The following is a 20,098-nucleotide window of genomic DNA, read 5'->3' as shown; positions in this document are numbered from 1 at the left end:
CATGAGGCCGTTCGGTGGCCGTGCCCGTGCGGGACGGGTCGACCGGAGCGGCGCAAAGCGGGCGGATACGCTGCTGGGCGGGGCGGGCCGCGGACTTCACGCGATGGATTCCCTGCTCGATCGCGCTCTCGCGGCGTGCGCCCGCGATCCCGAAGAACAGTGAGGTGGACGGCTGTGGACAAGCCGCATGGAAAAGACTCGTTCTCGTTGCTGTACAGGACGGGGTTCCGGATCAACTACGCGCTCCTACAGGTCATGGGCCCGGCGGCCCTGTCCCCGGAACGCGATCCGCGGGTCCGCGCGAAAAAGGAGTACGAGCGTCGGCGTGAGCTCCACCAGGCGTGGAAGGCGCACCAGCGGTCCGCGTAGCACGGCCGGGCAGGAGGCGTTCGCCCACACCGAGCCCCTGGTGGACAGCAGGGAAGGGCCGCAGTTCCGGGGTGGAACGCCGCCGCTCCCTGCGCAGCGGTGCGGCCGTGGTGTCGGAGACCACGGCGCGCACCGAACACACAGCGGGTCGATCTGAGCCGAGGGTGTGGGTGGCGGCGGGTCGCGCAGGACGGTGACCGGCTCTCACCGGAGAACGACGTTCACGCCTCCCTCCTCGAATATCTCCAGGAGCAGGTCGAACAGAGCGACATCGTCACGACCGGTGGGCACCCGTTCCACCAACCGTGCCCTGGACTCGGCCGAGAAATCCCAGTGGAGGGTGAACGGGGTAGCGGCGCCCCAACCGCCCCTCAGGCAGTCAACCAGAGCGTCGAGGTTCCAGCCGAAGTACCCGCCCGGCCCGTTGACGGCCTCACCGATCGCACAGTAGAAACTGGCCCGGTCCACGACGCGCCGACCGTCCACGGTGAACACCTGGCCGGCGGAAGCATCCGGTTTCCCCCGGCGCCGGTACCGCGAGGACCACAGCGCCACCGACAACCACGCTTTTCTGTCCTCGGAGGCGAGTTCGTGCCACATGCCGGTACGGCTCAGGTGTCCCGTGCGGATCAGGTCCCACACCGGTGCCGCCCCGGGCAGGGCGTCCTCGCACCACAGCGTCAGGGTGAGGTCGACGAGTCCGGACCCCCAGCTGGAGGGCTCGACGTCGATGACGGTGACCTCGTTGACGAAGTAGGACCCCATGGTGACGCCGTCGGCGTCGAGGAGGTCCCAGTAGGCGTTCCCGGCCACGGCACGACGGCTGCCGATGCGGTCCACGCTTTTCAGCAGGCCGCCCTCCGGGAGACACCCCGAAAGAAGCACTCGGCGTGCTCCGGCCTCCTCCGGCAGCGGAGTGAAGAGCCCCTCTGCCTCGTGAGCGGAGCCCCAGAAGTCGGCGTCGTCCTCGTCCGAGGTCAGCGCGTACTTCTGTCCCCCGGCGGACCGGGCTGATGCTCGCGTCGCGTTTCCCATGAAGGGCTGATCCTAGCTCCGGCCGGGAACGTTCACCGGCTTGGGGAATGGGTGCTCGTGACGGTGCGGACCCATCCAGGTGGAGAACGTGGTCTGTTCTGGCCGATGCTGCGCTACTCGCCGGTGACACCGTCGGCGAGTTCGCGGACCACGTCGAGCTGGCCGATGTGTCGGGCGTACTCCTGCAGCATGTGGAACAGGATCCAGATCAGGGCCGGGTGGTGGTCAGGGGGGTTGAAGCCGCCACCACTGCGTGCGGATTCCTGCAGGTCGACGCCCGCCACGATCTTGCGGGATCGTGCGCACTCGTCCAGGAAGAGGGCTCGGACCTCTTCTGTCGATTCCTCGGCTCCGACGTGCCATTTTCGTGTGTCAGGGTCTTCATCGCCCCAGACGGGATCCACTTGTTCGGCGGCGAACCCCCAGCGGAACCATCGCCGTTCCACGAACGCGAGGTGCTTGAGCAGGGCGAGTGGGGCCCAGCCGGACGGGAGCCTGCTGTTGCGCAGGTCTTCCTCGGACATGCCGTCGAGCTTGCGCAGCAGCGCGGCCCGGTAGTAGTCGAGGTAAGCGAGCGCCAGCTCGCGGGGGTCGGTCAAGTTGTCCGGCGGCTCTGCTGCGTGCTCCGAGGAAGCGTTCATGCGCCGGACGGTAGCATCGGGCGGTCTCTGCGGACCACTCGATATCGCCGGGACAGCCGGCCTCCTACGGCGCCGCGATCTTCACAAGTTTGTCTCACGCCGCCTCGGCGAGGGGCGTCCTCCCCAGCGGATGCCCTTCTCGCTGCGGATGCGGGCGCGCTCGCGCCGCTGGGCGGCCAGCAGGTCTGGGTGCCGGGCGTTCCGGTTGCGCCAGCGCAGGTAGCGGTGCAACTCCCGTGTCTGGACGGTGTGGTTGGGATGGTGGGAGTTGGCCAGGGTGAACTGTCGCAGCGGCCCGAAGTGTGCCTCGATCGGGTTCGCCCATGACGCATTCGTCGGGGTGAAGCACAAGTTGACTTTGTTTCTCCGCGCCCACTGGCTGATCTTGCTGCCCTTGTGAGCGGAGAGATTGTCCAGGACCACGTAGATCGGGGCGCCGTCCGGGCGGGGCGCGCGGATTGACTTCAGCGCGGCCAGCGACTGGCCGGCACCCTTGTGGCGCCGGTTGACGCCCCAGAGCGTGTCATCGCCGACCGAGTAACAGCCGTGGAAATAGGTGGCCCCGTGGGTGCGGTGGTAGGTCGCTGGCAGCCGGTCGGGGCGGCCCTGCTTCGCCCAGCAGGATCCGGCAGTGGGGCGGATGCCGAGCGGCCCGAACTCGTCGAAGGCAAAGGTGCGGTCGGGCCGCTCGTTGATCGCGTATTCGATGCGGTCCAGCTTGGCGTCGAAGTGCGGGTCGCTGGACTCCTTCCAGGTCTTGCTGCGCTGGAAGGTGATCCCGCGGCGAAGCAGCAGGCAGCGCAGGGCCTCGCGCCCGATGCGTACCGGCCGGGTGATGTTGCGGCGCAGATGGTCGGCGAGCTTGCGGATCGACCATCGGGTGAAGGGTTCGCCGAGCTTGGCGGGGCGGGTGGTGGCCGTCTGGATGACGAAGTCTTCGTCGTCCGAACCGAGTTGGCGGGGACGGCCTCCCGCCCACTTAGGGTCCAGCCAGGCCAGGCCGGACTCGTTGAACTTGTGGATCACGTCTCGGACGGTGTCCTCGTCGGCCTGCACCAGTTGGGCGATGACCGGCACGCGGTTCCCGCCGGCCGAGGCCAGCAGCATCATCGTGCGCCGGTAGCGCACCGAGTTGGTGCCGCCACGGCGCACGATCCGCTGCAGCTTCTGCCCCTCCTGGTCGGTCAGTCTGCGCACACGGACGGGCTCGGCCACCGCGCCTCCAACGGTCGGATCGGACACCACCGGACATCCAACCGCCAGGACCACCGACCCGGCGAACCTATGCGGTCACAGCACTAGCTGCGGCCCTTCTCATCCGGTGCCGCAGGTTCGCATCCTTCTGGGTGCGCAACGGAACCGCGGTTCAGACGGGTCGCGACACTCATGGGACCGCTCCCCGCGCGCTCCGTCCCCGCCCCTACCGCGGGTTCCAGAACCTCCACCGCCCCACAGAACCCAGAGGTCAACGGGGGTCAGGCCGAACCTGGCGCCGGGCCAGCGTCAACCTGCGTCGTTCTCGATCAACTTCGATCACGACCACCGAGAGTTCCTCACCGACCCGGACCACCTCCTCCGGAGTCTCCACCGGCACTTCCGACAGCTCTCGCAGATGGACCAAACCCTCAACACCGTCGGCCACCTCGACGAAGACACCGAACGGCACGAGCTTGGTGACGCGCCCGCACAGTACCCGCCCCTCCCGCGCACTGTCAGCGAACACCTGGAACGGGTCAGGCTGCGTCGCTTTCAGCGACAACCGGGCCTCTCCGTTCGAAGTGTCGAAAGCGAGGAACTCGCACGAGACACGCCGGCCGACCCGAACGATGTCGGAGACCGCGTCGAAGCGGCGCCAGGACAACTCGGCGTACGAGATGAACCCGACACCGGGGAAGACGGGGTGGCCGGGCCCTTCGTCCAACGCCACGAACAGGCCGAACGACTCGATCGACACGATCACGCCGGACAGGACCTCACCGCGGCGAAGCCCTTTGAGGAACGCCCACAGTCGCGGGTTCTCCGTCGCAGCCGTTGACAGCCGAACCCGGCCCGCCTCCAGATCGACGGCGGTCACCTCAGCTGTGACGCGTTGCCCGACCTCCATGCTCCTGGCCATGGCCGCGAACCGGCTCCAGGAGAGGTCCAAAGGCCCGATCACGCCCAGCGGGCGTCCAGCGGACCCGTCCAGGGCCACTGCCACGGCGCCGTCGCGGGTCACTTCAGTGACGGTCCCGCTGCGGTGCTCGCCGAGGTGAACCGTCGCCAGGAAAGCTTGAGCGGCCTGAGTATCCGATGCTTTGTGCATGACCCTCCAGCCTGCCAGAAAAAGCCACGAAGGAGCCTGCCGACGTGTTTCGCGCGGTAGCCGTGGCGATGGGAGCCGAGAGCGACGTACGTGTGGGCAACCAGGGTGCGGCCGGGGCGGGGAATAAGGAAACCCCTGCGTTGAAGAATCGAGGCCGGACCGTGATCACCCTCAAGAACGTATGGAAATAGAACTCGCTGAGAAAAGCTCGCCGAGGAACCAGGCCAAGGTCACCTCAACGGACCTCTGAACACGAAGGAAAAGTAACTTTCCTCACCGGAGAAGAGATCGTAAAAACTTTCCCACCTCTGCCTGACATACCCATATCCTCCGTCGTACCAAGCCTCCTGCCCAACCACAAAACCTCCATCGACCCTCTTCCAAAGATCACCACCCAGAATCGAACATTTCGCGGAAATGAGGGAGTCAAAAACCTCACGCGCCACGGTCGAGGGGAAGGCGAACTCACGCGCCCCTTCATCATGGAGGTCCACTGCCCGGGCAAACAGATCTCCCGATATGAGCCCACTCATTCCACCCCAATCCCCATTGACAACACCCACCGCGTTCTCCCATCAAGGAATCGGTGATCGACGGTCGTACCCGACTCGACGATCCGGAGAAATACTCCACGTCTACCACCTGCCCGGGGCCGGATCGACCACGTCCACCCACGACCCCGGGCCCGAAATCCAGACCGGGCGAACACCGGTCGCCATGATCACGTCCCCGACCGCAACCGGCCCCAGAACACCCTCGGACTCCTCACCCGAAGCGGCATCGTCACCACCGCGCCGCTGCTCAAGGTGGTCTTCACCGTGCTGGATGGGAAAGGCGACGCCGCCGGGCCCGCGGGGACGGGACGACGCCGACGATTCGGGGGTTTGACGGCACCCGGAACGGAACACTCTCCTATCGAGCAACCACTCGAAGGGAACCCCCTTGACCGTTCGTTCCACCACCGCTGAGAGCGGCCTGCCCGCGGAGTTCGCCGTCGACCCCGACTGGTGGCGCCAGGCCGTCGTCTACCAGATCTACCCGCGCTCCTTCGCCGACGCGGACGGCAACGGGATCGGTGACCTGCAGGGGGTCACCTCCCGGGTGCCGTACCTGCGGGAGCTGGGCGTGGACGCCGTGTGGCTGAGCCCGTTCTACCCCTCCGCGCTGGCCGACGGCGGGTACGACGTCGACGACTACCGCGACGTGGATCCCAGGATCGGCACCCTGGCCGACTTCGACGCCATGGCGGCGGCGCTCGCGGCCGCCGGGATCAAGCTCATCGTCGACATCGTGCCCAACCACACCTCCGACCGGCACGAGTGGTTCCGGGAGGCCCTGACCGCGCCGCCGCACTCGCCCGCCCGGGACCGCTACATCTTCCGCGACGGAACCGGGCCCGACGGTTCGCTGCCGCCCGCGGACTGGAGGTCGGCCTTCGGCGGCCCCGCCTGGACCCGGGTCCCCGACGGCCAGTGGTACCTGCACACCTTCACCCGGGAGCAACCGGACCTGAACTGGGACCACCCGCAGGTGCGCGAGGACTTCCTGCGGACCCTTCGGTTCTGGTCGGACCGCGGGGTGCACGGCTTCCGGGTCGACGTCGCGAACGGACTCGTCAAGGACCTTCCGGAGAAGCTGCCCAGCCAGGCCGAACTGGACGCGATGCCCCAGGACGGGAGCCATCCCGTCCTGGACCGGGACGAGGTGCACGAGGTCTACGAGGCCTGGCGCGAGGTCTTCGACGAGTACGATCCGCCGCGTTTCGGTATCGCCGAGGCGTGGGTGGCACCGGAGCGGCGAGCGCGCTACGCCAGCCCGCGCGGGTTGGGGCAGGCGTTCAACTTCGACCTGCTGGAGGCGGACTTCGACGCCGGGCGGTTCAGGGAGATCGTCACCTTCAACCTCGCATCGGTCCGGCGGGTCGGGTCCTCGTCCACCTGGGTCCTGTCCAACCACGACGTCGTGCGCCACGCCACCCGTTACGGGCTCCCGCCCGCGGCCGGGAACGAGGGCAGGGCCGGGGTCCGGTGGCTGTTGAACGGCGGCCGCGAACCGGCACTGGACACCGGGGCCGGGTTGCGCCGGGCGCGTGCCGCCACGCTGTTCACACTCGCCCTTCCCGGTAGCGCCTACCTGTACCAGGGCGAGGAGCTGGGGCTGCACGAGGTGGCCGACATCCCCGACGGAGCGCGCCAGGACCCCGCCTTCTTCCGCGACCGCGAGGCGACGGTGGGCCGGGACGGCTGCCGGGTGCCGCTCCCCTGGTCCGCTGAGGGCCCTTCCTACGGGTTCGGTCCCGGGGAGGCCCACCTCCCCCAGCCGTCGTGGTTCGCGGATCACTCCGTGGCGGTCCAGGAGGAGGACCCGGGTTCCACACTGAACCTGTACCGGCGGGCCCTGGCGCACCGGCGCCGGCTCCGGGCCGGGGAGTCACTGGAGTGGGTGGAGACCGGACACGAACAGGTCCTGGCGTTCCGCCGTCCCAACGGATGGCTGTGCGTGACCAACTTCGGTGACTCGGCCGTCGACCTTCCGGAGGGAGAGGTCGTCCTCACGAGCCGCCCTCTGGAGGGCGGGCGCCTTCCCGGCGCCACGACGGCGTGGCTGCAGACTTAGCGCCCGTCCCCCGCAACACACGGCTGCCACCCGGCCGCTGCTCACTTCACGGGGAACTCCAGGTCGATCACGGCGAAGCACTCGTCGAGGCAGCCGGTGACGGCCAGGTCCCCGCCGACCTCCGCGTCGGGGAAGAACAGGGCGGTCTGGGTGGTGGCCCCCGCGTCCAGGTCGTACTCCCCCACCGCCTCCTCGGCGCGGTACTCGCGGCCGTCCGGGGCCGTGTAGGCGGCGCCGAACAGGTCGAGGTCGACGTTGTCGACCGTGGTGAACTCGGCGGTGACGACCAGGACGTCGTCGGTGACGCTCTGGTAGGCGGTCAGCAGGTGGACGTCCACGCCCTCCGAGCTGGCGGCGACTCCGTGGCCGGAGACCAGCCGTTTGCCGGGGTCCGCGCCGTCGACCAGGAACCCCGTGATCAGCCCGTCCTCCGTGGTGAAACGGGTGAACTCGGTGCACGTCGGGGCTTCGGGCTCCGGTCGGCAGAGTTCGAAGCCGCCGTCGACAGGAGTCAGGGTCGAGCTCCGGTACGTGTCCCCGGCGGCGTCCCAGGCACTGAACACCTGGACGAAGTGGCGCAGGTAGGTGTGGGCGGTGGAGTCCTCCGCAGCCAGGCTGAGCCCTTCGCGCATCCGCTCGGGGTCGTCACCGGCGGCGAGGGCGGCCATGTACTCGGCCGCCTCGTCCGGAACCTCCTCCTCGGACTCCCCCTCGGTTTCCGGTTCCCCGGTCCCGCCCGTCGCCTCGGGTTCCCGCGGGTCCTCGGTCTCCCCCGGCTCGGGTTCGGCGGTCCCGGTCCCGGCAGTGGGTTCAGGGCTGCTGACCGGCTCCTCCGCCCCGGGGACGGGGGGCTCCTGGTCGGCCGGTTCCGTGGTCCGCTGTTCGTCGGCGCCCGGCACGGTCTCGCGCACCGCGGGCAGGCCGCATCCGGTCGCGAGGAACAGCAGGGCGACGGCGGCGATCACAGCCGGTTTCGGCATGTCCTGACGCTCCCTCGGAACGACACTCGGACTGCCGATTTTAGGGATGAATGTGGCGCCTAGTCCGTTTTCTCCATATTTTGGGGATTTCCTGGAGTCCCTCTGTCCCCCCGTGACCCGCATACGGCGCGGGGCCGCTCCCCCTGTGGGGCACGGCCCCGCGCAGGGCCTAGTCCTGGGGGCGCAGGACGACCGGGAACTCCTTGAGGCTGTTGGTCGACAGCGCCGCCACGACCTCCAGGTCCTCGTCCGGGACGGCCGGCTTCAGGTCCGGGAAGCGGTCGAACAGCATCGGCAGGATGATGTTCGACTCCAGGCGCGAGAGCGGCGCGCCCGGGCAGATGTGCGGACCGTAGCCGAAGCTGATGTGGCGGCCCCGGGTCCGGCTCGGGTCGAACACGTGCACGTCCTCACCGAACTCGGCGCGGTCGCGGGTGGCGGCGCCGTAGTGCGACACCAGGGCCTCGCCCTTCTTGATGGTCTGCCCCGCGTACTCGACGTCCTCGGTGGCGAAGCGGAACATCATGACGTTGTTGGGCGGGTCGAAGCGCAGCGTCTCCTCGACCACCTGCTCCCAGGTGATCTCGCCCTTGCGGAGCCTGGCGTGCTCCTCGGGGTGGTTCAGCAGGGCGCGGACGGCGTTCGTGAGGAGGTTGACCGTGGTCTCGTGCCCGGCGGCCACCACCGTCAGCAGCGTGACGACGACCTCCATGTCGTTGAGGCCGTCCTCGCTCTCCAGGCCGGTGCGGATGAGGTCGGCCGTGAAGTCGTCGCACTCGTCCAGGTGGGCCTTCTTGCGGGCGATCACGTCCGTGAAGAACTGGAAGAGGTTTCCGTAGATCTCGAGGTGCTCGCCCGGCTCGGTGGTGCCGGAGAAGAGCTTGGAGTACATCTCGCCGAGGTTGACGTACTCGTGCTCCTCGATCCCGTAGAGCTCGCCGATGACGCCCATGGGCACCTTGAAGGTGAACGCGGACTTCAGGTCCTGGACCTCGTGGGCCCTCTCCTCCAGCTGGTCCAGGTACTTGGTGGTCAGCCGCTCGATCCGCGGGCGCAGCCGCTCCACCCGGCGGGCGGAGAAGGGGCTGGCCGTGAGCGTGCGCAGCCGGCGGTGGGCCTCGCCGTCCAGGGCGAGCATGTTGGTGCCGTCGGTCGGGATGGTCGCCATGAGCGGCCACTCCTTGGTGACCACGCCGTTCTGGAAGTCGGCCCAGTGCTCGACGCTCTTGACGAGTCGGGGGTCGTTGACGGTCTCGCGGGTGATGTCGTGGTGGGTGGTGGCCCAGGCCATCACACCGCCGGGAAGCTCGACGCGAGTGAGCGGCCCCTCCTGGTAGAGGCGCTCGCGGTCGGCCTGTACGTCCTCGGGGACGGCGTGGAGGTAGGGGACGCCGTCGGCGTTGTGCTGCACGGGGCAGGGCATCAGGGGGCTCCTTGGGGGAGTGCGGGGGTGAAGGTGACGGGAAGGGAGGCGACTCCGCGCACCCAGGGGGACGGGCGCCAGCGGAGTTCTTCGGGGGCGACCGCCAGCTCGATGTCGGGGAGACGGTCGAGAAGGACCTCGATCGCGGTGACGGCGATGTTCTCGGCGAGCTCGCGCGCGGCGTAGGGGCAGCCGTGCTCGCCGTGGGAGAACGACAGGTGGGCGTGGTTGGCTCGTTCGCGCCCGGCCTGGGACGCGTGCAGTTGCGGGTCCTTGTTGGCCGCCGCGTAACCGAGGAGGACCATGTCGCCCTTGCGGATGCGCTGACCGCCGAGTTCGACGTCGTGGGCGGCGTACCGGCCCGCCTGCATCTGGGAGGGCGAGTCCTCCCACAGGACCTCGTTGAGCGCCTCCCGCACGCTGCTCCGGGCGCCGGACAGGGACGCGGAGAAGCGGCTGTCGGTGAGCATCAGCCGCAGTGCGTTCCCGATCCACTCGGTGGTGGTCTGGTGGCCGCCGCCCAGCACCGCGAGGAGTTCGGGGACCAGTTCCTCGTCGGTGTAGCCGCGGGGATCGGAGATCAGCCGGGAGACCACGTCGGGCCCGGGCCGCGCCCGGCGCAGGGCCACCAGCTCCCCGACCCGGGCGGCCAGGTCCGTGTAGGCCTTCATGACGTCGGGACCGGCGTCGAAGACCGTCGACATGATGGCGGTGAGCTCCTCACCGCGTTCTTCGTCCAGCCCGAACATCCAGCACAGGACCAGAGCGGGGATCCGGGCGGCGTACTGGCCGCGCAGTTCCGCCCCCGCAGAGGTGCAGAAACCGTCGACGAGCCGGTCGGCCAGGCGCACGGTGACCGCGCGGAGCTCGTGGGGGTCTCCCCCGCTCAGCGCGGCGTTGACCGCCTGGGCCCGGCGCCGGTGGTCCTCGCCCTCGGCGGAGAGCATGTTCGGCAGCGGCATGACGACCGGCAGCATCGACCAGTTCTCGGGAACGCGGTCCCAGGCGTTCCACCGGCGCGGGTCGCGTGCGAACACCGAGGAGGTCACGAGTACGTGGTGGAGCTCGAGGTAGCCGATGACCAGCCACGCCGGGACGTCGCCCTCCATGAGCACGGGCACGACCGGGCCGTGTTCGGCACGCATCCTCCGGTAGGAGTCCGTCGGATCGGTGTGGAAGCCCGGTTCGTACAGCCGCACGGGTTCGCTGGTCATCGGCGTCCTCTCCGTTGCCTGGGGTCGGGGCGGGTACTACGGGCGCAGGAGGACCGGCAGTTCCTTGAGGCTGTTGACCACGATGGAGGGGTGGTTCTCCAGTTCACCGTCGGGGACCGCGAGCTTCAGGTCGGGGAAGCGCTCGAACAGCAGGGGCAGGGCGATCTGGCCCTCGATCCGGGCCAGGTGGGAGCCCGGGCACACGTGCGGTCCGTAACCGAAGGAGATGTGGCGGCCCTTCTGACGGGTCAGGTCGAAGGTGTCCGGGTGGGGGTCCTCCCCGTGCTCGTCGCGGTCGCGGCTGATCGCGCCGTAGGAGGTCATCAGCGCCTCGCCCTTCCTGATGGTCTCCCCTCCGATCTCGATGTCCTCGGTGGCGAAGCGGAAGACCATGTTGGAGGTGGGCGGGTCGAAGCGCAGGGTCTCCTCGACCACGGTGTCCCAGCCGACCTTGCCCTGCTTGACCAGGTCGAACTGCTCGGGGTGGGCCAGGAGGGCGCGTACCGCGTTGCACAGCAGGTTGACGGTGGTCTCGTGGCCGGCCGCCACGACGACCTGGAGGGTGCCGCGCACCTCCAGGTGGGTGAGGGCGTCGCCGTTCTCCCCGGCGTTGAGGAGCTCGGTGGTCAGGTCGTCACCCGGGTTGGCGAGCTTCTCCGCGATCAGGTCCTCGTAGTAGCGCTCCATGGTCGCGTAGGTCTCCATGAACTCCTCGGGACTGGTGACCGAGCTGAAGAACTTCACGTACATGTCGCGCAGGTGGCCGTGCTCCGCGGAGTCCACACCGTAGAGCTCGCCGATCACGCTCATCGGGAGCTTGAAGGCGAACTCGCCCTTGAGGTCCAGCGGCTCGTGCGCCCGGGGCTCGAGGGCGTCCAGGAGGTCGTTGGTGAGCTCGTGGATGCGCGGACGCAGGCGCTCCACGGTGCGGGCCGAGAACGCCTTGGCGGTGAGCAGGCGCAGACGCTTGTGCTCGGCCCCGTCAGCGCCCAGGAGGTTGGTGGGGGCGGGCGGGATCGTGCTCATCAGGGGCCAGGCCTCGGGGATGCGCCCCTGCTGGAGGTCGTCCCAGTACGCGACGTCCTTGACCAGGCGGGGATCGGTGAGGGTGGCGCGGGCGACCTCGTGGCGGGTGGCGGCCCAGGCGGTCACCCCGCCGGGCAGCTCGACGCGGGTGATCGGGCCGGCGGCGTAGAGGATCTCGCGCTCGGCGCGCAGGTCCTTGACGTAGGGGTCGAGGGTGACGGTTCCGCCGGAGCCGTGCTGAACGGGACAGGACATCGGGTATCTCCTCGGGGGTGCGGATGGGGAAGGGGGTGCGCCCGCCCGTGGTGCGGGGCAGGGCTTGTCGTGGGGTGGCGTGGACCGGCCGGTTCCTACGGGCCCGGCGGGGCCGGGCACTCCTCGGGGCTGTCGGCCGGGATCGAGGGGCCGCGCTCCGGTTCCCCGCCGGCGACCGCCGTCCTTCGACCCCGGAAGCGCTCGGAGGGCGTCGGCAGGACGAGGCCCGCTTCCGGCAGGGGCGGGTGTCTACGGGCGCGGGACCGCGGAGTGCCGGTCGGGGCCGGTGACCCGGCTGCGGGAGTTCGGGAAAAGACCGTGGCGTAGGGGGCGGGACATCAGCGGGCTCCCTGGGGGGTGGTAGGGGTGAAGGTGACCGGGAGGGACGCGACCCCCCGCACCCACGGGGAGGGCCGCCACCTGAGCTCGTCCTCGGGAATGGCCAGCTCGATGTCGGGGAGGCGGTCGACGAGAACCTCGACCCCGGTGACGGCGATGATCTCGGCGATCTCCCGAGCCGGGTAGGGGCACTGGTGGGGGCCGTGCGAGAAGGACAGGTGGGCCTGGCTGCCGAGGTCGCCGATTTTGGCGCCGCTGGAGCGCACGCTCGGGTCCCGGTTCGCGCCGGAGATCCCCAGGAGCACCAGGTCTCCCCGGCGGATGGTCTGTCCGGCCAGCTCCACGTCGTGCAGGGCGTACCGTCCCGCGTGGATCTGCGTGGGGGTGTCCTCCCACAGGACCTCGTTGAGGGCCTCCTGCACGCTGTTGCGGGCCCCGGCGATGGAGGCGCCGAACCGCTCGTCGGTGAACATGAGCCGGAGCGCGTTGCCCAGCCACTCGGCGGTCGGCTGGTTCCCCCCGCCCAACACCACGATCAGCTCGGGCACCGCTTCCTCGTCGGAGTACCCGGCGGGGTGGGCGAGCAGGCGGGAGACCACGTCGGGCCCGGGCCTGGCACGGCGTTCGGCGACGAGCTCGCCCATGGCGGCCATCAGGGAGCGCTGGGCCACCATCGCGTCGGGGCCGCCGTCGATCATCGTGGTCATGACCTCGGCGAGGTGGTCGCCGCGCACGTCGTCCAGCCCGTACATCCAGCTGAGGACGAGGGCGGGGAGCCGCGCGGTGTAGGAGGTGCGCAGGTCCGTGCCCGCGGTGGCACAGAAGGAGTCGATGAGCTGGTCCGCCATACGCGCGGCGGTCGCGCGCAGTTCGTGGAGGTCGGTCCCGGCCAGGGCGTCGCTCACCGCGCCGGCTCGGCGGCGGTGCTCCTCGCCCTCCGAGTAGAGCACCGTGGGCCGCCTCATGACCATCGGCAGCATCGGCCAGTTCTCGGGGACCAGGTCCCAGGCGTTCCAGTGGCGGGAACTGCGGGCGAACACCCCGGGGCTGTTGAGGACGTGGTGCAGCTCCCGGTATCCGACCACCAGCCAGGCGGGTACGCCGCCCTCCATGGTGACCGGCACGACCGGGCCGTGTTCGGCACGCATCTTCTCGTAGAGGCTCCCCGGGTCGATCTGGAACTCGGGACCGTACAGCTGGACCGGGCAACCGCTCATCGGGCGCCTTTCGTGATCAGGAACCGGACGTGGTGCACGAGCTCGATGAGGACCTTCTTGGCGGACGCGCGTTCGCGGGCGTCACACCGGATCAGCGGAATGTCCGGATCCAGGTCCAGGGCCGCGCGCACGTCCTCCAGGGAGTGCTCGGTCTCGCCGAAGTCGTTGTGCGCCACCACGAAGGGGGTTCCCTGGGCCTCCAGGCGGTCGATGGCGTAGAAGCAGTCCTGGAGCCGGCGGGTGTCGACGAGGACCACGGCGCCCAGGGCACCGGTGAACAGCCGGTCCCACAGGAACCAGAAGCGCTCCTGCCCGGGCGCGCCGAACAGGTAGAGGACCGAGGTCTCGTCCAGGGTGATGCGGCCGAAGTCGAAGGCGACGGTGGTGGTGCGTTTGCCCTCGACTCCGTTGTTGTCGTCGACCCCGGCTCCCGCCTGGGACATCGTCTCCTCGGTGGTGAGCGGACGGATCTCGCTGACCGAGCGGACCATGGTGGTCTTGCCGACCCCGAAACCGCCGACGACGGCGATCTTGAGGGCCTGTTCCGTACCGGCCGCGAGTGGGGCGACCGGTTCGTTCACATGCGCGGGTTCAGAGGTTGTGGAGTGCAACGAGCACCTTCTCCAACACGTCCGGGGAGGCGAGCGGGTGCGCCGGGGAGGGCGCGGGGGCCGGGTGGCGTGCGGTCACCTGACCGGTGTCGATGAGGTCGGTGAGCAGGATGCGCACGACCGTCACGGGCAGACGCAGGTGGGCGGCGACCTCCACCACCGCCATGGGGCTCACGCACAGGCGCAGGATGTCGGCGTGCTCGGACTGCATCCCGGGCGCGGGGGCGCTCTCGGAGACGATGAGCGTCACGGCGTCCAGGGAGTCGTCGGCTCCGCTGCTGCGGCCCGAGGTGATGACGTAGAGCCGGTCAGGGCTCTCCCCGCGGTGCGGGCTCATGCCGTCTCGGCCCCGGCTCGGGGCGGCGTGGTCAGGTACTCGCCCATCTGCTCGACCAGTTCGTTCATGTTGTGGCCGACCAGGCCCGGTTCGGCCTCGCTGTCGGTGATGACCGCGAGGTGGGTGCCGTGGCCGGCCTCGACGATGAACAGCAGACCGCCGTAGAACTCGGCCATCGCCTGGCGGACGCCGCCCCGGCCGTCCCCGAACTCCACCGAGGCGCTGTGCGCCAGGCTCTGCACCCCGGCCGCGATGGCGGCGAGGTGGTCGGCGCTGTCGGTCCCGAGGCCCGGGCTGTGGCACAGCTTGAGCCCGTCGCGGGAGAGTACGAGCGCGTGCCGTGTGCCCGGCGTGCGTTCCAGGAGGCCTTCGAGCAACCAGGTCAGCGTCTTGAGGTCCATCATGCTTCCTTCGGTGAGTCGGTCGGCCCCTGGCCGCGTACCGCGGAGCGGAACGCGCCGAACCCCTTCGCCGAGGTGGGGGGACCGGTGTCCTTGGGGACGGGCCGGGTCCGCTCCGCCGCGGCGAGCGCCTGTCCTCGGCGCCGCATGGGCAGGCCGTTCTCCGCCCTGGGTGCGGGCGCGGAGTCGGCGGGAGGGGCCTCCGACTCGCGGGTGGGGGTCTCCGCGACGGTGATCGGCCGGGGTGCGGTGGGGGCGGACTGCGGTTTGATGATGCGCTGGGGCAGGAGCAGGACCACAGCCGTGCCGCCCCTGGAGGAGGAGCGGAAGGAGACTTCGAGACCGTAGCGGTGGGCGATCTGGCCGACGACAGACAGGCCCAGGCGCGTGCCGGAGATGGTGGTGATGTCGAGCCCGCTCCGAACCGCGTGGCGGGCCCGGCGCAGGGCCTCCTCGCCCATGACCAGGCCGCCGTCCTCGACCATGACGGCGATCCCGGCCTGGACCTCCTCCACGTGGACGTGCACCTCGGCGGTGGGCGGGGAGAACTTGGCGGCGTTGTCGAGGATCTCGGCAAGCGCGTGGATGACCCCCTCGGCCGCGAACCCGGCGACCGCCAGGTGGGAGAAGCTGTGGGTGCGCACCCGCTGGTAGGCGCCGATCCGGCTCATCGCGCCGCGCAGGATGCTCTCCATGGGGATGGCGCGGCCCCACCGGCGGCCCGAACGCGCGCCGGTGAGGATCGCGATGCTGTCGGCGACCCGACCGGTCTGGGCGGTGGTGTGGTCCAGCTGCATGAGGTCGCCGAGGACGTCGGAACCGGCGCTGCCGTCACCGTGGCGCTCCTGCATCTGGCGCAGGTCCGCGAGCATGGTGGTGGTCAGTGCCTGGACCCGGCCCGCGGCGGTGGCGCAGGCGGCCATGGCGGCGGAGCGGCGGCGTTCGGCGGCGGAGATCTCCTCGGCGACGACCTTCAGGACCGCCGCGCTCGCCGGATCGTCCACGGCGGGCATCCGGTGCAGGACGGTGTCGGCGGAATCGCCGGAGCGCAACTGCGCGACCAGGGCGGGAAGGTGTTCCTCGGCCAGGGCCGCGGTCTCGGCGCGCGCCGCCTCGACCTGGGCGCGGAGTTCGGCGATCCGGCGGTCCCGGTGTCCCAGGAGGAGGGCCGTGGCCAGGACCAGCAGGAGGACGACCCCTCCGGCGACCAGGACCGGCAGCAGCCCGTCGGGGTAGGTGGCCCAGACCGCCCAGCCCCAGGCCGGCAGGACCGGGACCAGGAGGAGGAGCCATCGTGAGGTGGTGGACCCCGGCGGCAGCACTCCGGGGGATCGGGGGGATTCGTCAGTCATGGTGCTCCACGTCCGGCCGCGTCGTCACTCCTTGCACACGCCGAAGGGCACGCCGAACAAGCACCGGCAATCCACGTGCGAAGGTGCGTTGAATAGGCGGTCAAATTGTCTCGACCAGCCTTTTTCTGCACACAGCGAGTCAACATACCATCTTGTTCATCTGTCGCCTATGTCAGAACAATGAACGATGAATTTGTTATCCGGGCGACGAACACAGCTCCTACAGGGCAGGGGATCCCGCGCCCCGGCTACCTGCGGACGACCGGGCCGCACAACCACCGAAACCCTTGTCCGAATCCCGCTCCACATATCTTGAACTGCGCGGACACACAAGGAATCAGCGACCCGGAAATCTTCCGACCGAAGTCCGGGGTCCGGGAGGGCACCGGTTCGGGACACTTCTCGTCCGAACCCGCCCGGACCCGTCCGCGGGTGGCCGGGAAGCGCGGGAGGGGTGTGTCGGGGTGGGTGTCGGGACTTTCGGGAACGAGCCCCTAGAGTGGTGCAGGTCACACGCGCCGGAGGGCTCGGTGACGCAGGTTCTCGTGGCGCAGACGGGGTCCCGCGCCCGCCGGAGTGGTTCGACCTCAGGTCAGCGGGGAATCTTGACGTGGACCGACGCGTTACACCCCGCGAGACCGCACAAGCGCCTGGAGGCACCCACACGATGGCCGAGCGAGCACTTCGCGGCACACGGCTCGGGGCGACGAGCTACGAGAACGACCGCAACACCGACCTGGCTCCCCGGCAGGAAGTCACCTACGACTGCACCCGGGGTCACCGCTTCTCGGTCACCTTCGCGACCGAGGCCGAGATCCCCGCCGAATGGGAATGCCGCTTCTGCGGCGACCGTGCGCGGCGCCGTGACGGCAGTGGCGAGGAGCCCAAGAACACCAAACCGGTACGTACCCACTGGGACATGCTGCTGGAGCGCCGGAGCATGGAGGACCTGGAAGAGGTCCTCGCCGAGCGGCTGGAACTGCTCCGCGCCCGCCGCCGTGAAGAGGCGGCCAAGGTCGAGGAGATCGCCAAGCAGCGGCAGAGCGCCTGACCTGACGACGGATACGGGGGCGGTGGACCATGTCCACCGCCCCCGTCGTCATGTCAGCCCCGCCCGGGCGCGCCGCGGGCAGTCGTCGGCGCTCCGGTCAGTCCTCGTCACCGAAGGGGGTCTGGGTGTTGCCCACGAGCTCCTTGACCGACTCGATCACCCGGGTGGGCCGGTAGGGGAACTCCTCGGCGGTCTCGCGGCCGGAGATCCCCGACAGCACCAGCACGGTCTGCAGACCGGCCTCCAGCCCGCTGAGCACGTCGGTGTCCATGCGGTCACCGACCATGAGGGTGTTCTCCGAGTGCGCCCCGATCCGGCGCAGCGCCGACCGCATCATGAGCGGGTTGGGCTTGCCCACGAAGTAGGGGCGCCGTCCGGTGGCCTTCTCGATCAGCGCGGCGACGGCACCGGTCGCGGGCAGCGGCCCCTCGGCGCTGGGCCCGGTCTCGTCGGGGTTCGTGGCGATGAACCGGGCGCCGTTGCGCACGAGCCGGATCGCGCGGGTGATGGCCTCGAAGCTGTAGGTGCGGGTCTCCCCGAGGACCACGTAGTCGGGGTCGCGCTCGGTCATCACGTAGCCCACGTTGTGCAGCGCGGTGGTCAGGCCCGACTCACCGACCACGTAGGCCGAGCCGCCGGGGCGCTGGGTCTGGAGGAACTGGGCGGTGGCCAGCGCGGAGGTCCAGATGGACTCCTCGGGGATGTCCAACCCCGTGTTGAGCAGCCGCGCGCGCAGATCGCGCGGGGTGTAGATGGAGTTGTTCGTCAACACCATGAACGGGGTCCCCAGCTCGCGGAGTTCCGCGATCAGCGTGTCCGCTCCGGGGATCAGGTGCTCCTCGCGTACGAGCACGCCGTCCATGTCGAAAAGGTAGTTCCACTCGTTGCTCACATGCCCCATTGTGCAGGTATTCGGGACACCGGCGCCATTCCTACCAGTCGGTAGAAGCGTGTTGCGGGGTTGACACTGCTCACACCGGGCCTCGTACCGGCCCCGCCCGGGCCGTCGGGAGCCTCCTCCGAGGGGTCCCGGCGCCCCCGAGCCGGCGGCTATCACGACCGCAGGACGTCGCGCACCGCCTCGTACACCTCGATGGCGACGTGCACGAGTCCGAAGAGCAGGATGCACACCAGGCAGGCGAGGAGACCCCACAGGGCCCAGGTCTCGTACGGGCCCTCCACCTCGAGGACGACGTTCAACAGGTAGGGCACGGGGAGCAGCACCAGGAGGCCGACGAGCGCGGCCGAGGCCACGAACACCCACGCGCGTCGCAGCCGCTTCCTCAACGAGGAGTCGGCCCCACGGCGCCGCCCGGTCACACCGGGGGCCAGGGGACCGAGGGCCAGTCGGGGGCCGGATAGGGGTGGATGCCGTGGTGGATGAGCAGGTCTACCCGGGCCCGGAGCGCGTAGACCTCGGGTCCGGTCAGGTGGTCGGCCAGCTCGACCGACAGCGGGTCGTCGGGCCGGCGGAGCCGGGTGCGGACCGCGGCCAGGGCGGTCAGGGCCTCCTCGGTGAGGGGCCGGCCCTGCCACTGCCAGAGGACCGTGCGCAGCTTGTAGTCCTCGGCGAAGGACACCCCGTGGTCGCAGCCGTACAGGTGCCCCTCGGGGGTGGGGAGCAGGTGGCCGATCTTGCGGTCGGAGTTGTTGATGACCGCGTCCAGGACGGCCATCCGGCGCAGCCCCGGGTGTTCGGTCTCCCGGGAGAGCGCGACCAGGTCCACCGTGGTGTCACCGTGCACCCACAGCTGGACCATGCCCTCGCCGTAGGGGCCGTCGCGGTGGACGGTGGGCGGCACCACGGCCCACCCCAGGGCCTCGGAGACGGCGTAGGCCGACACCTCGCGACCGGCCAGGGTGCCGTCGGGGAAGTCCCACAGGGGCCGCTCCCCCGCCACCGGTTTGTACACGCACACGGCCGAACGGACGCCGTCGGAGACCGTGCAGTACAGGGTGGTGTTGGAGGCCGCGGTCAGGCGGCCCTCCACGCTGATCTCGCCCCGGCGCAGCAGGTCCAGGCCCTCGGCGGGGGTGAGCCCGCCGAAGGCGCCCGTGGCGTCGGGTGGCGGGTCCACGGCGGCCGGGTTCGGGTGGCTGGCGGTGTCGTCGTCCACGAAGGCCTCAGACCAGGCGGTCCGGGCGGTAGCCGTTCTGCCGGGCGCAGATGTGGCCGTTCGGGTCGAGCGGGCGGCCGCACAGCGGGCAGTCGGGGCGTCCCGCCGCCACGACCTTCAGGGCCCGTCCGGCGAAGGCGCGCGCCTCGCCGGGGGTGAGGTAGACGCGCAGGACGTCGCGGTGCGCGGGGGCCTCCTCGGCGAAGACCTCCAGTTCCTCCTCGTCGTCGTCCTCGACCAGCTCCTCGGTGGCGGTCTCGTCGATCTCCTGGGCCTCGATGATCACACGGGCCGCCTCGGCGTCCCAGGCCAGGGCGAGGGTGCCCACACGGAAGTCCTGCTCGATGGGCTGCTCCAGAGGTCCGTCGTCCTCGGGCGGGGTCACGTCGTCCGGCGGTGCCCCGAAACGTCGGTGCACCTCTTCCAGCAACTCCTCGATACGGGTGGCCAGGGCCTCCACCTGGGCCTTCTCCAGCGCGACACTGGTGATGCGACCCTCACCGACGGCCTGGAGGAAGAAGGTGCGGTCCCCAGGCTGACCCACGGTTCCGGTGACGAACCGTTCCGGCGGATTGAACTGAAAGACGGGCATACCTAGAACCTTAAGGGATGTCAGTGGCACGGTGCGATTCGCCCGCGCCGGGGAGGACCGGGGCGAGGGGAGCGCCCGGGTTCAGGAGATTTCGACCACCTCGACCGGCAGGTTCAACTCACCCCACAGGATCCGGTCCGCCGCCCGTCCTGCCCCAGCGTCGGTCAGGTCGTCGCCGACACGAGTGACCGCGGTCGGTTCCGCACAGGCCGGTTCG

General features: G+C 69.9%; 21 protein-coding genes. 3 read left to right on the top strand and 18 right to left on the bottom strand.

The features are described from left to right. Positions 1 to 174 precede the first annotated feature (174 nt). Positions 175 to 369 (top strand): hypothetical protein, encoded by a 195-nt coding sequence (locus D458_RS0120940; protein ID WP_026119533.1) that lies wholly within the window; start codon positions 175 to 177, stop codon positions 367 to 369. A 204-nt stretch (positions 370 to 573) separates the two neighbouring features. Here the strand turns inward: D458_RS0120940 and D458_RS37645 are convergent, their stop codons facing one another. From D458_RS37645 to D458_RS36445, 5 genes are all read right to left on the bottom strand, one after another. Then, entirely contained in the window at positions 574 to 1,404 is an 831-nt protein-coding gene (locus D458_RS37645) for a barstar family protein (protein WP_017588695.1), read from the bottom strand. A 113-nt stretch (positions 1,405 to 1,517) separates the two neighbouring features. Then, positions 1,518 to 2,045: a DinB family protein gene (locus D458_RS0120930; RefSeq protein WP_040702605.1), complete on the bottom strand. Its 528-nt coding sequence runs from the start codon at positions 2,043 to 2,045 to the stop codon at positions 1,518 to 1,520. 81 nt (positions 2,046 to 2,126) lie between these two features. Then, positions 2,127 to 3,260: an IS630 family transposase gene (locus D458_RS36450; protein WP_017588693.1), complete on the bottom strand. Its 1,134-nt coding sequence runs from the start codon at positions 3,258 to 3,260 to the stop codon at positions 2,127 to 2,129. A 250-nt stretch (positions 3,261 to 3,510) separates the two neighbouring features. Then, positions 3,511 to 4,350 carry a S1 RNA-binding domain-containing protein gene (locus D458_RS0120920; RefSeq protein WP_017588692.1) on the bottom strand — a complete coding sequence of 280 codons (840 nt, stop codon included), beginning with the start codon at positions 4,348 to 4,350 and terminating at the stop codon, positions 3,511 to 3,513. Between the two features lie 230 nt (positions 4,351 to 4,580). Further along, on the bottom strand, positions 4,581 to 4,913 hold the full coding sequence (locus D458_RS36445; RefSeq protein ID WP_152521184.1) for a hypothetical protein: 333 nt from the start codon (positions 4,911 to 4,913) through the stop codon (positions 4,581 to 4,583). A gap of 379 nt (positions 4,914 to 5,292) precedes the next feature. Here D458_RS36445 and D458_RS0120915 point away from each other — a divergent pair, with 379 nt between their 5' ends. After that, positions 5,293 to 6,966, top strand: a complete 1,674-nt coding sequence (locus D458_RS0120915) for a glycoside hydrolase family 13 protein (protein WP_017588691.1) — start codon at positions 5,293 to 5,295, stop codon at positions 6,964 to 6,966. Positions 6,967 to 7,007: 41 nt separating this feature from the next. Here the strand turns inward: D458_RS0120915 and D458_RS0120910 are convergent, their stop codons facing one another. The 9 genes from D458_RS0120910 to D458_RS0120870 form a co-directional block, all read right to left on the bottom strand. Beyond that, entirely contained in the window at positions 7,008 to 7,946 is a 939-nt protein-coding gene (locus D458_RS0120910; RefSeq protein ID WP_051049725.1) for an SPOR domain-containing protein, read from the bottom strand. 169 nt (positions 7,947 to 8,115) lie between these two features. Continuing rightward, positions 8,116 to 9,369 carry a cytochrome P450 family protein gene (locus tag D458_RS0120905; protein ID WP_017588690.1) on the bottom strand — a complete coding sequence of 418 codons (1,254 nt, stop codon included), beginning with the start codon at positions 9,367 to 9,369 and terminating at the stop codon, positions 8,116 to 8,118. Further along, positions 9,369 to 10,583 carry a cytochrome P450 gene (locus D458_RS0120900; RefSeq protein ID WP_017588689.1) on the bottom strand — a complete coding sequence of 405 codons (1,215 nt, stop codon included), beginning with the start codon at positions 10,581 to 10,583 and terminating at the stop codon, positions 9,369 to 9,371. Before D458_RS0120900 ends, D458_RS0120905 begins: the two co-directional genes overlap by 1 nt. Before the next feature lie 36 nt (positions 10,584 to 10,619). Next, positions 10,620 to 11,864: a cytochrome P450 family protein gene (locus D458_RS0120895; RefSeq protein ID WP_017588688.1), complete on the bottom strand. Its 1,245-nt coding sequence runs from the start codon at positions 11,862 to 11,864 to the stop codon at positions 10,620 to 10,622. Positions 11,865 to 12,202: 338 nt separating this feature from the next. Beyond that, a complete protein-coding gene (locus D458_RS0120890; protein WP_017588687.1) occupies positions 12,203 to 13,420 on the bottom strand; it encodes a cytochrome P450 in 1,218 nt (405 codons plus the stop codon). Further along, positions 13,417 to 14,031, bottom strand: a complete 615-nt coding sequence (locus D458_RS0120885; RefSeq protein WP_026119530.1) for a GTP-binding protein — start codon at positions 14,029 to 14,031, stop codon at positions 13,417 to 13,419. Before D458_RS0120885 ends, D458_RS0120890 begins: the two co-directional genes overlap by 4 nt. Further along, positions 14,012 to 14,368 (bottom strand): DUF742 domain-containing protein, encoded by a 357-nt coding sequence (locus D458_RS0120880; RefSeq protein WP_017588685.1) that lies wholly within the window; start codon positions 14,366 to 14,368, stop codon positions 14,012 to 14,014. Before D458_RS0120880 ends, D458_RS0120885 begins: the two co-directional genes overlap by 20 nt. Continuing rightward, positions 14,365 to 14,769 carry a roadblock/LC7 domain-containing protein gene (locus tag D458_RS0120875; protein WP_017588684.1) on the bottom strand — a complete coding sequence of 135 codons (405 nt, stop codon included), beginning with the start codon at positions 14,767 to 14,769 and terminating at the stop codon, positions 14,365 to 14,367. The genes D458_RS0120880 and D458_RS0120875 overlap by 4 nt, the downstream gene beginning before the upstream one ends. Further along, positions 14,769 to 16,121, bottom strand: coding sequence for an ATP-binding protein (locus D458_RS0120870; protein WP_026119529.1), 1,353 nt, complete (start codon positions 16,119 to 16,121; stop codon positions 14,769 to 14,771). Before D458_RS0120870 ends, D458_RS0120875 begins: the two co-directional genes overlap by 1 nt. Before the next feature lie 667 nt (positions 16,122 to 16,788). Between D458_RS0120870 and D458_RS0120865 the strand changes: the two genes are divergently transcribed. Next, entirely contained in the window at positions 16,789 to 17,172 is a 384-nt protein-coding gene (locus D458_RS0120865) for an RNA polymerase-binding protein RbpA (RefSeq protein ID WP_017588682.1), read from the top strand. Between the two features lie 97 nt (positions 17,173 to 17,269). On the opposite strand, the gene D458_RS0120860 is transcribed toward D458_RS0120865, so the two are convergent. The 4 genes from D458_RS0120860 to D458_RS0120845 form a co-directional block, all read right to left on the bottom strand. Further along, entirely contained in the window at positions 17,270 to 18,073 is an 804-nt protein-coding gene (locus D458_RS0120860) for an HAD-IIA family hydrolase (protein ID WP_017588681.1), read from the bottom strand. Positions 18,074 to 18,225: 152 nt separating this feature from the next. Continuing rightward, on the bottom strand, positions 18,226 to 18,492 hold the full coding sequence (locus tag D458_RS0120855; RefSeq protein WP_152521183.1) for a hypothetical protein: 267 nt from the start codon (positions 18,490 to 18,492) through the stop codon (positions 18,226 to 18,228). Further along, the gene (locus D458_RS0120850; protein ID WP_017588679.1) at positions 18,489 to 19,289 is read right to left on the bottom strand and encodes an SCO1664 family protein; all 801 of its coding nucleotides are present in this window, start codon (positions 19,287 to 19,289) and stop codon (positions 18,489 to 18,491) included. Before D458_RS0120850 ends, D458_RS0120855 begins: the two co-directional genes overlap by 4 nt. 7 nt (positions 19,290 to 19,296) lie before the next feature. Further along, on the bottom strand, positions 19,297 to 19,881 hold the full coding sequence (locus D458_RS0120845; RefSeq protein WP_017588678.1) for a DUF3090 domain-containing protein: 585 nt from the start codon (positions 19,879 to 19,881) through the stop codon (positions 19,297 to 19,299). Positions 19,882 to 20,098: the final 217 nt, after the last annotated feature.

Origin of the sequence: Nocardiopsis ganjiahuensis DSM 45031 (genome assembly GCF_000341085.1) — a bacterium.
Classification (GTDB): domain Bacteria; phylum Actinomycetota; class Actinomycetes; order Streptosporangiales; family Streptosporangiaceae; genus Nocardiopsis; species Nocardiopsis ganjiahuensis.
The sequence above is the reverse complement of the archived record's forward strand: the minus strand, read 5'-3'. Positions and strand labels throughout refer to the sequence as shown.